Here is a 12,978-nt window from a genome sequence, read left to right as displayed (position 1 = left end):
CGAGGTCAGTACAGGCCCGCCGCGTACCGGCCAGGCTCGTAGTACGCCTCGAGGTCGGCCATACTCTCCTCCGGCCGCTCGAAGGTCTTCGCGATCGCCGCGCGGGACGGCATCGCGTCGGGCGTCCAGCTCTCCGGCGACCAGAGCTTCGACCGCATGAACGCCTTCTGGCAGTGGTGGAAGACCTCGTCGATGTCGACCACCAGCGCGAGCTTCGGCCTGCTGCCGTTCACGATCATGTCGTCGAAGAACGGCGCCTCTCGCACGAGCCGCGCGCGGCCGTTGACGCGCAGCGTGTCGCCGCGGCCCGGGATCAGGTAGATCAGCCCGACGTGCGGATTCGACAGGACGTTGTGGAAGCCGTCGGCGCGCCGGTTGCCCGGACGTTCCGGGATGGCGATCCGCGTGTCGCTCAGGACCAGCGTGAACCCGGCCGGGTCGCCCTTCGGCGAGACGTCGCAGGTGCCGTCGGCCGCCGACGTCGCGATCAGCACGAACGGTGACTCCGCGAGCCACTGACGGTCCATCTCGTGCAGCCTCGGGCGCGCCTTGTTCGCCGTGCGCTCCAGCGGCGGCGGCAGGATCTCGCGCAGCTCGGCGACGGTGGTGACCTCGGCGAAATCGTCAGACAATGTTGTGCTCCCTCGTCACGGCCCGGTCTCCGGCGAACCGGCGGACGTCGAGCCCGGTGATGTCGATGGCCGGGACCCGCCCCAGGTAGAGGTCCCGCACGAGTTCCCCCACGGCCGGGCCCATCTGGAACCCGTGTCCCGAAAACCCGGTCGCGTAGAAGAACCGTGACAGGTGGACGCTTTCCCCCACGATCTGGTTGCGGTCGGGCGTGACCTCGTACAGCCCGGCCCACCCGCCGCGGATCCCCGCGTCGAGCACGGCGGGCACCCGCCGCGCGGCGATCTCGGCGAGCTTCGGCAGCCAGTCGCCCGGCTGGTACCGGGTGTCGAAACCCGGGTCGCCGTCACCGTCGCAGAAGGACATCGCCAGGCCGAGGCCCTCACGGTGGAAGTAGAAGGCCGACGGCATCTCGATGGTCAGCGGCACCGACGCGGGCAGGTCCGCGACCGGGCCGGTGAACACGACCTGCCGCCGGAACGGCCGCACCGGGAGGTCGACGCCGGCGAACTCGCCGACCTTGCCCGACCACGCGCCCGCCGCGCAGACCACGGCGTTCGTCCGCACGAAACCGGCGCCGGTCCGGACGCCGGTGATCTCGTCGCCGTCGCGTTCGATCCCGACGACCTCGACGCCGGTCTTCAGCACCGCGCCGTGCCCGCGGGCGGCCCGCGCGTAACCCTGCACCGCCGAGTCCGGGGTGGCTTTGGCGTCGTCCGGTGACCACAGCGCCGCGACGACGCCTCCGGTGTCGATCAGCGGGGAGAACCGCCGCGCTTCGGCGGGCTCGACGAGCCGGCTGCGGACGCCGTAGGAGTTCTGCAGGTCGGCACAGCGCTCGAATTCGGGCAGGTCCGCGGGGTCGGTGACCAGGTACAGGTAGCCGTCGCGGCGGAAGTCGATCTCGGTTCCGTAGGTCTCGGCGAAGGAGGCGTACTCGGCCAGCCCGCGCAGCCCGATCTCGATGTTGACCCGGGTGGTGAACGACGACCGGATCCCGCCCGCCGCCTTCGCCGTCGAGCCCGCGCCCAGGATGTCGCGTTCGAGCAGCAGCACCGAGACCCCGGCGGCGGCGAGCCGGTACGCGCAGCTGACCCCGATGATGCCGCCGCCGATCACGACGACGTCGGTGCGTTCAGGAAGTGGCTCCATCCGTGTCCCCGATCCGTTCGTCCTCGGGCGGCGGTCCCGGCGGCGTGCCGTCGCCGAACGGGCGCCCGCCCAGCTGCTCCCGGTGATGCGGCGTCGTCCAGCCGGACAGGTCCGGTCCCAAAGGGACGATCCGCGTCGGGTTCACCTGCTCGTGCACCACGTGGTAGTGCCGCTTGATGTGGTCGAAATCGACGGTGTCACCGAATCCCGGCGTTTGGAAGAGGTCACGGGCATAGGCCCACAGCACCGGCTGTTCGGTCAGTTTGTTCCGGTTGCACTTGAAGTGTCCGTGGTAGACGGAGTCGAAGCGGACGAGCGTGGTGAACAATCGGATGTCCGCTTCGGTGATCGTGTCGCCGACGAGGTAGCGCTGCGTTTCGAGCCGGTCGGAAAGCGCGTCCAGCATGGCGAAGAGCCGGTGGTACGCGTCTTCGTACGCTTCCTGTTTGCTCGCGAACCCGGCCTGGTAGACGGCGGCGTTAACGTCGGCGAAGACGCCCGCGTTGACGTCGTCGATCTCGCCGCGCAGCCGCTCGGGGTAGAGGTCGGGCGCGCCGGGCCGGTGGAGGCTGGTCCATTCGGTGGAAAAATCCAGGGTGATCTGCGGATAGTCGTTGCTCACCAGCCACTTGCTCGGAATGTCCACAATGGCCGGAACGCTGATCCCGCCCATGTAGTGCGGATCGGCCGCGTGATAGGCCTCGGCCAGGTACTTGATGCCCAGTACCGGGTCCCGGTCATCGGGATCGAGGGTGAAGCGCCAGCTCTTGTCGTCCTGGATCGGGTCGGCCACGGCGACGCTCAGCGCGGACTCGAGACCGAGCAACCGCCGGACGATCAGCCCGCGGCTCGCCCAGGGACAGGCCCGGCTGACCACCAGCCGGTACCTTCCCGCCGCCACCGGCCAGCCGTCGCGGCCGTCCGCGGTGATACGCGCGTCGAAATGGTTGGCGGACCGACGGAACTCACCCGTCTGCGGATCGGTCGGGATCGTCATGTGAGCCACCCTAAAGCGTGAGAAGGTGGTTGCGGTGTGCGTAGACTCTGGCACCCGGCGTGCTCGCACGCCGCCGCGCGGAAGGTGGTCCCCACGATGCCGTTCATGCCCGTCACCGACTCGATGTTCCTCCTCGTGGAAACGCGCGAGCATCCGATGCACGTCGGCGGTCTGCAACTGTTCAAGAAACCCGAGGACGCCGGACCGGACTACCTGCGGGACCTCCGCCGGAAACTGCTCGATTCCGACAACATGCGCGACGTGTTCCGCCGACGGCCCGCCCGGCCGGTCAACACCGCGGGCCACGTCGCCTGGGCGACGGACAACGACCTCGAACTCGACTACCACTTCCGCCATTCGGCGCTGCCCCAGCCGGGCCGGATCCGGGAGCTGCTGGAACTGACCGGACGCTGGCACAGCACCCTGCTCGACAGGCACCGCCCGCTGTGGGAGATCCACCTGGTCGAGGGCCTGCAGGACGGCCGGTTCGCGATCTACAGCAAGATCCACCACGCGCTGATGGACGGCGTCTCGGCGCTGCGTCACCTGCAGGGCACGCTGTCGGACGACCCCACCGACCTCGACTGCCCGCCGCCGTGGGGCCGACGGCCCAAGCCGGACGGCGGCCGCAACGGCAAGGCGTCCCCCTCGGTGCTCAGCACCTTCGGCAAGACGGTCAACCAGCTCGCCGGCATCGCGCCCGCCGCGATGAAGGTGGCGCGGGAGGCGTTCCAGGAACACACCCTCACGCTGCCGGCGCAGGCGCCGAAGACGATGCTGAACGTGCCGATCGGCGGGGCACGCCGGTTCGCCGCGCAGTCGTGGTCGCTGGACCGGGTGCGCAAGGTGGCGACCGCCGCCGGGGTGTCGCGCAACGACGTCGTCCTCGCGATGTGCTCGGGCGCGCTGCGCGACTACCTGATCGAACAGAACTCGCTCCCCGACGCGCCGCTGACCGCGATGGTGCCGGTTTCCCTGCGGCGCAAGGACAGCGGGGACGCGGCGGGGAACAACATCGGCGCGCTGCTGTGCAACCTCGCCACCCACCTGACCGATCCGGCCGCGCGGCTCGCGACGATCAACGCGTCCATGCGCAACGGCAAGAAGCTCTTCTCCGAGCTGACCCCGTTGCAGACGCTGCTGCTGTCCGGGATCAACGTCGCCCAGCTCGGCGTGTCACCGATCCCGGGCTTCGTGAACAACACGAAACCGCCGTTCAACCTGGTGATCTCCAACGTGCCGGGGCCGCGCAAGCAGATGTACTGGAACGGCGCGTCGCTCGACGGCATCTACCCGGCGTCCGTGCTGCTCGACGGGCAGGCGCTGAACATCACGCTGACCAGCAACGGGGACAACCTGGACTTCGGCGTCACCGGCTGCCGCCGGAGCGTCCCGCACCTCCAGCGCATCCTGACCCACCTGGACACCGCGCTCGCCGAACTGGAACACGCGGTGTCTGTTGGGCGCAGCTGACCCCGCGTTTCGTCCTCTGAATGCGGTACTTGCGCAGGCAACTACCGCATCCAGAGGACGAAACGCCTGACGTCAGCTGCCGTCGGAGACGTAGATGGCGCCCGGGGTGATCGTGTACAGCCGGCCGTCCGGGCCGGCGGTCGCGTCACGCGTGCGGCCGAGGTCGGTCCAGAGCTTGCCGCCGTTGCCGTTCAGGTCGAGCTTGAACGTCCCGCCCTTGAGCGAGGCCATGTACAGCGAGCCCTTGTACGCCGCCAGCCCGCTCGGCGTCGCCGAAGACGTCGGCCACGCCTTGACCGGGTTGGTCATCCCCGCCGTGTTGCACGGGCCTTCGCAGGTCGGCCAGCCGTAGTTCTTGCCCGGTTCGACCTTGTTCAGCTCGTCGAGCTTGTTCGCACCGATGTCGGAGACGTACAGCTGCCCGTTCGCCCAGGTCAGCCCCTGGACATTGCGGTGGCCGTAGGAGTACACGCGGCTGTTGAACGGGTTGCCCGGCGCGGGCGCGCCGTCGGTGGTGACGCGCAGGACCTTGCCGCCGAGGGAGTTCTTGTTCTGCGCGTTGGCGCCGTTCTGGCCGTCGCCGGTCCCCGCGTAGAGGTAGCCGTCCGGCCCGAACCTGATCCGCCCGCCGTGGTGGAAGTTCGCGCCACGCGGGATACCGGTGACGATCGGCGTCGGCGCCTGGCCCAGCTTCAGCTTGGCGATCCGGTTGTCGGAGCTGGTCGTGTAGTAGATGAAGACCGTCTGGTCGGTGGCGTATTTCGGCGAGACGGCGATGCCGAGCAGACCGGCTTCCGGGGTGACGCTCACCCCGGGAATGGTCTGGACCGTGGTGACCTTGCCCGCCTTGTCGATCTTGCTGATCGTCTTGGCGTCTTTCTGCGTGAAGAGACCGGTGCCGTCGGGCAGGAAATCGATCGACCAGGCCTGGTTGAGGCCGCTCGCGATCTGTTTGATCGCCTGGACCGACGGCGCTTCGCCGGCCGCGGCCGGAACGGCCACGACAGACGCGGCCGTCGCGGCGGCGAACGCGCAGGTGAGAGTATGACGTAAGGACATGGGACGCCTCCTTCAGCTACACCCCTGGAGCTCGGATGGCGGCGGAAGACGGGTGGTCGGGGTGCACCCGTCGCGTTGGATACAAACACACCGTAGGACGGAACGGACACCACTGGACGGGGTAAGGAAAGCGCTTACCTCCTATCGCTGTATGCGCCGAGCGTGACGATCGGGGCAGCTCGATCGGCCATAGGTAGGAAACTTTACAAAATGCCATCGGAACTTGACCGCGCATCTGGCCAGAATCGGCGGCCCGCTTCTAGGGTGACGGGGCTCGGCCCGGTTCGTTCCCATGTGGACGTTCCGGGGATTGACGTCAGCGATCCGAGGAGTAGGAAATGATCGAAACCATCGAGGTATGGACCACGCCGGACTTCGTCGAATACGAAACTCCCATGGAGGTCACCGCGTACGCGGCCCGTATGGAGGACTGATTTCCCACTCGGTGGTGGGGGTCGTCCCCCACCACCGCGCCGCCGTCCCGATCAGCGAGCCGTTGGAGGCAGCACCGTGTCTCTTTCCCTTTCCGCCGCGATGTCGCCGCCGGAATTCGTCGCGGCCTTGCGTGGTCTTTCTCACCGCTATTGGGGTACTCATCCCTTCCATCGACGGATGCACGGCGGCGAACTGTCCGAGTACGAACTGAAGATCTGGGCCGCCAACCGCTGGTACTACCAATGCGTGCTCCCGCAGAAGGACGCCGCGATCATCAGCAACTGCCCGGTACCGGAAATACGCCGGGAATGGCTCGACCGCATCGTCTATCACGACGGGACGGAAGAGGGCGACGGCGGAATCGAGCGGTGGCTCCGGTTATGCACCGCTGTCGGGCTCGATCGTGAAGAGGTTCTCGATCAACGGCACGTCGCCCCCGGCGTACGGTTCGCCGTCGACGCCTATGTGAATTTCGCCCGCACGAAACCCTGGCTCGAAGCGGTCGCTTCGGGACTGACCGAAATGTTCGCCGGTCATCTCATGCAGCGGCGCGTCGCCGACATGCTGGCGAACTACTCGTGGATCGCGCCGGAAGACCTCGCCTATTTCACCAATCGCATCGACAAGGTCTCCGGCGAGGGCAAGGGGACCCTCGACATCGTCGTGCGGCACGCCGTCACCCGCGAACAGCAGGAGAAGGCGATCGCCGCGCTGGCGTTCAAGACCGACGTGCTCTGGTCCCTGCTCGACGCCATCGAGCGCGCCGCCGCCAAGGAGTAGCGATGACCACCCTCGAGATGGGCTCGGTGCCGCGGCTGCGGCGCGGCGTCCGGCTGAGCTATGACCAGACCAGGGAAACGCACGTCCTCCTGTTCCCCGAGGGCGTGCTCGTCCCGAATCCGACCGCCGCGGCCGTGCTCTCGCTCTGCGACGGTGTCGAAGACGTCGCGGCGATCGCGTCGGCGTTGCGTGAGCGCTACGCCGGTGTCCGCGAGGAAGAGATCCTGGACGTCCTGTCCCGGCTGGGAGATCGGCGGATCGTCGAATGGACCTGAACACCTCCACCGCGGCGCCGCCGCTGGGCATGCTGGCCGAGCTGACCCACCGTTGCCCGCTGCATTGCCCGTACTGCTCGAATCCGGTCGAGCTGGTCGCCCGCGACGGCGAACTGTCCACAGAGGAATGGCTTTCCGTGCTCACCCAGGCACGGGAACTCGGCGTGCTCCAGGTGCACATGTCCGGCGGTGAACCGCTCGCCCGGCCGGACCTGCCCATCCTGGTCGAGCACGCCACGAAACTGGGCTGCTACGTCAACCTCGTGACCTCCGGGCTCGGGCTGACCGAGTCCAGATTGGACGATCTTCTCGAACGCGGTATCGCGCACATCCAGCTGTCCGTGCAGGGCGCGACGGCCGAACGCGCGGACCGGCTCGCCGGCGCGCGGGCCCATGCCCGGAAACTGGTCGTCGCCGGACTGATCAAGAAGGCCGGGCTGCCGCTTTCGGTGAACGTCGTGCTGCACCGGCAGAACCACGACCAGCTCGCCGGGATCATCGACCTGGCCGAGAAGATGGGCGCGGACCGGCTCGAACTGGCCAACACGCAGTACTACGGCTGGGCGCTGCGGAACCGCGACGCCCTGATGCCGACCCGGCGGCAGCTCGACGAGGCCGAGCCGATCGTGCGCGCGGCCACCGAACGGCTACGCGACCGCATGGAGATCATCTACGTCGTCGCCGACTATTACGAGCAGTACCCGAAACCGTGCATGTACGGCTGGGGCGCGCGGCAACTGACCGTGGCACCGGACGGGAACGTGCTGCCGTGTCCCGCGTCGACGGCGATCGAGACGCTGGAGTTCGACAACGTCCGGGACAAGCCGCTGGCGCGGATCTGGTACGAATCCAGTTCCTTCAACGCCTTCCGCGGCGAGGACTGGATGCCGGACACCTGCGGCACCTGCGATCGGCGATCGATCGACTTCGGCGGCTGCCGGTGTCAGGCGTTCCAGCTCACCGGTGACGCCTCGGCGACGGATCCGGTGTGCTCACGTTCGCCGGATCGCGGCATCGTCGACCTCATCCTGGCCACACCCCCGAAAACTGACGAGCTCGTGATGCGGGGGCCGCGATGAGGGTGATCCTGCTCGGCACCGCGGCGGGTGGCGGATTCCCGCAGTGGAACTGCGCCTGCGCGCTGTGCGTTTCCGACGCGCCGCCGCGGACGCAGGACTGTGTCGCGGTCAGCGCGGACGGCAAGGGCTGGTACCTGCTCAACGCGTCACCGGACATCCGCGCGCAGATCCTCGCCACACCGCAGCTGCGGGCCGGGCCTGGGCCGAGGGAAATCCCGCTGCGCGGGGTGCTGCTCACCGACGCCGAACTCGATCATTCACTCGGCCTGCTCCTGTTGCGGGAGGCGGGCGGGCTTCCGGTCTGGGCTCCGGACGCCGTCCTGGGCGCGCTGTCCGGGCAGTTCCCCGCACGGTCGATCATCGACGGCTACGGCGGCTGGGACTGGCTGCCGTCGTCGGAGGTCTCCATCGACGGGCTCCGGGTGAGCGCGCTTCCGGTGAGCGACAAACGGCCGAAGTACGCACGTTCGTCCACTGAGGACGGTCCGTGGGTGGTCGCGTACCGGATCGAAGACGTCGAGACCGGCGGTGTCTTCGTTTACGCGCCTTGCCTGAAGAGCTGGCCGGACGGATTCGACGACTTCACTCGCGACGCCGGCCTGGTGTTGCTGGACGGGACCTTCTACGCGCCGGACGAGATGTCGGGCGCCACCGCGGCCAAGGTCGGCGACGGCGCCCAGCTGGCGATGGGACATCTGCCGATCACCGGCAGTCTCGCGAAACTCCGCCCTGGCCCGCGCTGGGCGTACACGCATCTGAACAACACGAACCCGGCGGTCGACCCGGCCTCGCCGGAGCACGCCGCCGTACTGGACGGCGGCGCCTCGCTTCCCTTGGACGGTACCGAATTCAAGCTTTAGGCGATGCCTTCGGGGCTCGCGCCCGCGACGGGGACGGCGCCGGCGGTGAGCCGGTCGATCTCCGCGAGTTCGTCCGCGGACAGGTCGACGTCGGCCGCGGCGAGACTGGCTTCGATGTTGGCCGCCTTGCGCGCGCCCACGATCGCGACGTGCACCCCCGGCCGGGCGAGCGTCCAGGCGATCGCGAGCTGACCGACCGAGATCCCCTTGTCCGCGGCGAATTCCTTGAGCCTGTCGACGATGGCGAGGTTGCGCCGGAAGGTCTCCCCGGTGAACGCCGACGACTGCGAACGCCAGTCGGCTTTCTCGAACGTCGTCTCCGGCGTGAGGGATCCGGTCAACAGGCCGCTGCCCAGCGGGCTGTACACGAGCACGCCGATGTCGTTCTCCCGCGCATAAGGCAGCGGGTCGATTTCGATGTCGCGGCGGAACAGGTGATACGGCGGCTGAAGGGTTTCCACCGGACGGGTCTCGTCGAAGTCGGCCAGCGCCGCGGCGTCGTAGTTCGAGACACCGATGTGCCGGATCTTCCCGGCGTCGACGAACTCCTGGAGAACGCTCGCGGTCTCCTCGGCGGGCGTGTCGGGATCGGGCCAGTGGATCTGGTAGAGGTCGATGTGGTCGACGTCGAGGAAGCGGAGGCTGTCCTCGATCCCCTGCGTCAGCCACTCGCGGCGAGAGTCACGCGGCCGCTCGGAACGCGGCCTGGTGCCGCCTTTCGTCGCTATGACGAGGTTGTCGCGGTCGCGCTTGAGTTCCTCGCGCAACGCCTTCCCGAGCAGCGCTTCGGATTTCCCGAAACCGTAGGCCTGGGCGGTGTCGAAGAAGGTGACCCCGAGTTCGCGGGCGTGGTGGATCGCGGCGATCGCCGCGTCCTCGTCGAACGAACCCCAGCCCCCGCCGAGCTGCCAGGTGCCGAAGGCGATCCTCGACACCTCGAGACCACTCCTGCCCAATGTCGTCGTACGCATACCTCCCAGCAGAGCACAGACATCGGACCATTGCACCGGATCTCCCGGCCAACGAAACCCCCAAATAACTGTTTGACGGTTGATGTCCCGGCAGTCGATACTCGGCGGCATGCCTGAGTCCCCCGGCCTCGACGACCTGCGCGTCCTCGCCCATCCCGTCCGCCTGCGTATTCTGTCGCTTTTGACCGGTGCCGCGATGAGTGCGGCCGAGGCAGCGCGCGAACTCGGTGAGACACAAGCGAATGTCAGTTATCACCTGCGACGGCTGCACGAGGCCGGGCTGCTCGACGTCGTCGAGGAGGTCCGGATCCGGGGCGGGCTGGCGAAACGCTACCGGCACGATCCGGAGTCGGGATCGCGGTTCATGTCGACGGATCCGCGGGAAGGACAGCTTCTCATCGCGACGATGGCGGAGGAACTCAAGCGCCGCAGCGAATTCCGCGTTCAAGGCAAGCGTGGACTGACGGCCGACGCGGAGATGTGGGTCGACCGCGAGACCTGGGAGAAGGCGCTCGCGCACGCTCACGAGCTCAGCGAACTTCTGCACACGGCCGCGAAACCGCCCCGGACCCGGGGCACGATCCCGGTCAGCGCGACGGTCGCGATGTTCGAGATGAGGCGACCGTGACGTCCCTGCGTGAACCACTGCGCCACCACAACTTCCGGTGGCTGATCGGCGGCCGCACGTTCGGGGAGTTCGGCAACGCCGTCGCCCCGCTGGCACTGGCGTTCGCGGTGATCGACCTGACCGGTTCGGCCGTCGACATCGGCATCGTCGTCGGCGCGCGGTCGGTGGCGAGCGTGGTCCTGCTGCTGTTCGGCGGAGTGCTGGCGGACCGGCTGCCGCGGTCGGTGATCCTGCAGGGCACGGAAGTCGCCGCGACACTGACCCAGGCCCTCATCGCGGCGAGTGTCCTTTGTGGATTCGCGTCGATCCCGCTGCTGGTCGGCCTGAGCGTGGTCAACGGCGCGGTGGCCGCGATCTCCGCACCAGCCTCGGCGTCGCTCACCCCGTTGACGGTGCCCGCCGCCCAGCTGGCACAGGCGAACGCCCTGGCCAGGCTGCTCTCGAACTCCGGCCGGATCGCCGGCGCCGGACTCGGCGGCATCCTGGTCACCGCGGTCGGCCCCGGCTGGGCGCTGGCCGGGAACGCGCTGCTGTTCCTCGGCTCGGCGTTGTCGTACCGGCGCATCCGCCTCAACCGCCGGGAACGGGTCCCCGGCAGCCGCCCGCTGGCGGAACTCGCCGAAGGCTGGCGCGAGTTCCGGTCACGGACCTGGGTGTGGGTCGTGGTCGTGCAGTTCATGGTGGTGAACGCCGTCATCGCCGGTGGGATCGGGGTACTCGGCCCCCTCGTCGCCGACGGCAGTTTCGGGCGCACCGGCTGGGGATTCGCCCTCGCCGCGCAGACGATCGGCTCACTCGCCGGCGGGATCCTCGTGGCCCGCTGGCAGCCGCGGCGCGCGCTCTTCGTCGGGGTCGCGGTGATCCTTTTCGAAGCGCCGCCGTTGATCCTCCTCGGCCAGGCACCGTTGCTGCCGCTCCTGCTGGCGGCCATGTTCGTCTCCGGCCTGGCGATCGAGCAGTTCGTGGTGGCATGGGACGTCTCGCTGCAGGAGAACGTGCCCGAGGACAAACTCGCGCGCGTCTACTCCTACGACATGCTCGGTTCCTTCATCGCCCTGCCGCTTGGCCAGATGGCGGCCGGACCCGCCGCACAGCACTTCGGGGTCGGCACGACCCTGCTCGCGTGCGCCGCGCTGGTCGTGATCGCCACCTGTCTCGCGCTGTGCAGCGGCCAGGTGCGCGGCCTGGTCCGGAAGACCCACGCCACCCAGCCCTGACCCGGGAGCGATAGCAAAGGTCCCTTGCTCCCTTTCCGCAGGTCACGGCCAGGGACGGACCTCTTCGAGGAGTTTCGCGACCGCGAGCACCAGGTCGTCGGAGTGCCGCGGCCCGACGATCTGGAGACCGACGGGAAGCCCGCCGGAGGTGCGACCGGCCGGGACGCTGATGGCGGGCTGCTGGGTCATGTTGAACGGGTAGGTGAACGGCGTCCAGTCCGGCCAGCCGCTCAGCCCGCTGCCCGGCGGCACCTCGTGCCCGGCTTCGAAGGCGGCGATCGGGAGGGTCGGCGTGATCAGCACGTCGTGGCGCGTGTGGAACTCACCCATCAGGATGCCCAGCGCGGCCCGTTCGGCGTTGGCGCCGAGGTAGTCGCTCGCCGAGAAGGTCTTGCCGAGCTCCCACACCTTCCGCAGCCCGGGATCTACCTTGGTCTCCGAACCGGCGGGGAACGTGTCCAGCCACTTCGCCGCCCCCGTCGACCACAGGATGTCGAAGGCGGCCTTGGGGTCGGTGAAGCCGGGATCGGTCTCTTCGATGTGCAGGCCCGCGTCACCCAGCGCCTGGACGGCCGACTTGACGATCGCCGCGACCTCCGGGTCGACGTCGACGTAGCCGAGTGTCGGCGAGTAGGCGGCGTTCAGTCCGCGCACGTCCCGGCGGACGGCTTCGCGGAAGGTCGAGACGGGCGGGGCGAGTGCCGCCGGGTCGCGGTAGTCGGGCATCGCGAGGACGTCGAGGAGCAGCGCCGTGTCGTCCACCGAACGCGCCATCGGACCGGCGTGCGAGAGCGGTCCGAACGGGCTCGCCGGGAACAGCGGGATCCGGCCGTGTGTCGGTTTGAGGCCGACGATTCCGCAGAACGAAGCCGGGATCCGGATCGAGCCGCCACCGTCGGTGCCGACGGAGAGTTCACCCATCCCCGCCGCGACGGCCGCGGCGCTCCCACCGCTGGACCCGCCCGCCGTCGTCGACAGGTCGTGCGGGTTGCGGGTGATCCCGGTCAGCGTGTTGTCGGTGACGCCCTTCCACGCGAGTTCCGGCGTCGTGGTCTTTCCCAGCAGTACCAAGCCGTTCTCGCGCAGCCTCGCGGTGACGGGACTGTCGACGTCCCACGGCTGGCCGGGGTCGATGCACCGTGAACCGCGCAGCGTCGGCCAGCCCTGCGTCAGGAACATGTCCTTGATCGAGGCCGGGACACCGTCGAGCCAGCCGATCGGATTGCCGTCCCGCCAGCGGATCTCGGACGCCTTCGCCTGTTCGATCGCGCCGTCGGCGTCGACGAGGCAGTAGGCGTTGGTCTCACCGTCGCGTTCTTCGATGACCCGCAACGCGTTCTGAGTGGCCTCGACCGGCGACAGCTCTCCGGTGGCATACGCGGCGACGAGCTCGCTCGCGGTCAACTTGGTGTCGTTCATCCG

General features: G+C 68.6%; 14 protein-coding genes. 8 read left to right on the top strand and 6 right to left on the bottom strand.

Annotated elements, in window-relative coordinates; genetic code table 11:
- Positions 1–5: 5 nt before the first annotated feature.
- Genes B0293_RS07130 through B0293_RS07120 form a run of 3 tightly spaced genes read right to left on the bottom strand, consistent with a single transcriptional unit; the run spans position 6 to position 2,779 of the window.
- Positions 6–632, bottom strand: a complete 627-nt coding sequence (locus B0293_RS07130) for a pyridoxamine 5'-phosphate oxidase family protein (protein ID WP_005150526.1) — start codon at positions 630–632, stop codon at positions 6–8.
- Entirely contained in the window at positions 625–1,782 is a 1,158-nt protein-coding gene (locus tag B0293_RS07125; RefSeq protein WP_005150529.1) for an NAD(P)/FAD-dependent oxidoreductase, read from the bottom strand. The genes B0293_RS07130 and B0293_RS07125 overlap by 8 nt, the downstream gene beginning before the upstream one ends.
- Positions 1,766–2,779 carry a glutathione S-transferase family protein gene (locus B0293_RS07120; RefSeq protein WP_005150530.1) on the bottom strand — a complete coding sequence of 338 codons (1,014 nt, stop codon included), beginning with the start codon at positions 2,777–2,779 and terminating at the stop codon, positions 1,766–1,768. Before B0293_RS07120 ends, B0293_RS07125 begins: the two co-directional genes overlap by 17 nt.
- 96 nt (positions 2,780–2,875) lie before the next feature.
- On the opposite strand from B0293_RS07120, the gene B0293_RS07115 reads away from it, so the two are divergent.
- Positions 2,876–4,252, top strand: coding sequence for a WS/DGAT/MGAT family O-acyltransferase (locus tag B0293_RS07115; protein WP_005150531.1), 1,377 nt, complete (start codon positions 2,876–2,878; stop codon positions 4,250–4,252).
- A 72-nt stretch (positions 4,253–4,324) separates the two neighbouring features.
- On the opposite strand, the gene B0293_RS07110 is transcribed toward B0293_RS07115, so the two are convergent.
- A complete protein-coding gene (locus B0293_RS07110; protein ID WP_005150532.1) occupies positions 4,325–5,311 on the bottom strand; it encodes a PQQ-dependent sugar dehydrogenase in 987 nt (328 codons plus the stop codon).
- A gap of 338 nt (positions 5,312–5,649) precedes the next feature.
- Between B0293_RS07110 and pqqA the strand changes: the two genes are divergently transcribed.
- The 5 genes from pqqA to pqqB all read left to right on the top strand — a co-directional run bounded on the left by pqqA (position 5,650) and on the right by pqqB (position 8,740).
- Positions 5,650–5,745 carry a pyrroloquinoline quinone precursor peptide PqqA gene (pqqA, locus tag B0293_RS07105; protein ID WP_007033797.1) on the top strand — a complete coding sequence of 32 codons (96 nt, stop codon included), beginning with the start codon at positions 5,650–5,652 and terminating at the stop codon, positions 5,743–5,745.
- Between the two features lie 100 nt (positions 5,746–5,845).
- Positions 5,846–6,526, top strand: a complete 681-nt coding sequence (gene pqqC, locus B0293_RS07100) for a pyrroloquinoline-quinone synthase PqqC (RefSeq protein WP_039915226.1) — start codon at positions 5,846–5,848, stop codon at positions 6,524–6,526.
- Positions 6,527–6,528: 2 nt separating this feature from the next.
- Positions 6,529–6,801, top strand: coding sequence for a pyrroloquinoline quinone biosynthesis peptide chaperone PqqD (pqqD, locus tag B0293_RS07095; RefSeq protein WP_005150536.1), 273 nt, complete (start codon positions 6,529–6,531; stop codon positions 6,799–6,801).
- A complete protein-coding gene (gene pqqE, locus B0293_RS07090; protein WP_005150538.1) occupies positions 6,792–7,880 on the top strand; it encodes a pyrroloquinoline quinone biosynthesis protein PqqE in 1,089 nt (362 codons plus the stop codon). Before pqqD ends, pqqE begins: the two co-directional genes overlap by 10 nt.
- Positions 7,877–8,740: a pyrroloquinoline quinone biosynthesis protein PqqB gene (pqqB, locus tag B0293_RS07085; RefSeq protein WP_039915229.1), complete on the top strand. Its 864-nt coding sequence runs from the start codon at positions 7,877–7,879 to the stop codon at positions 8,738–8,740. Before pqqE ends, pqqB begins: the two co-directional genes overlap by 4 nt.
- Here the strand turns inward: pqqB and B0293_RS07080 are convergent.
- Positions 8,737–9,675 carry an aldo/keto reductase gene (locus tag B0293_RS07080; protein ID WP_005150540.1) on the bottom strand — a complete coding sequence of 313 codons (939 nt, stop codon included), beginning with the start codon at positions 9,673–9,675 and terminating at the stop codon, positions 8,737–8,739. The genes pqqB and B0293_RS07080 overlap by 4 nt on opposite strands.
- Before the next feature lie 145 nt (positions 9,676–9,820).
- On the opposite strand from B0293_RS07080, the gene B0293_RS07075 reads away from it, so the two are divergent.
- Positions 9,821–10,339 (top strand): ArsR/SmtB family transcription factor, encoded by a 519-nt coding sequence (locus B0293_RS07075; protein WP_005150542.1) that lies wholly within the window; start codon positions 9,821–9,823, stop codon positions 10,337–10,339.
- Entirely contained in the window at positions 10,336–11,556 is a 1,221-nt protein-coding gene (locus tag B0293_RS07070) for an MFS transporter (protein WP_005150544.1), read from the top strand. Before B0293_RS07075 ends, B0293_RS07070 begins: the two co-directional genes overlap by 4 nt.
- Positions 11,557–11,598: 42 nt before the next feature.
- On the opposite strand, the gene B0293_RS07065 is transcribed toward B0293_RS07070, so the two are convergent.
- Positions 11,599–12,975 (bottom strand): amidase, encoded by a 1,377-nt coding sequence (locus B0293_RS07065; protein ID WP_005150551.1) that lies wholly within the window; start codon positions 12,973–12,975, stop codon positions 11,599–11,601.
- Positions 12,976–12,978: the final 3 nt, after the last annotated feature.

Origin of the sequence: Amycolatopsis azurea DSM 43854 (genome assembly GCF_001995215.1) — a bacterium.
GTDB lineage: Bacteria > Actinomycetota > Actinomycetes > Mycobacteriales > Pseudonocardiaceae > Amycolatopsis > Amycolatopsis azurea.
This window is presented reverse-complemented; position numbering and strand designations above follow the sequence as displayed.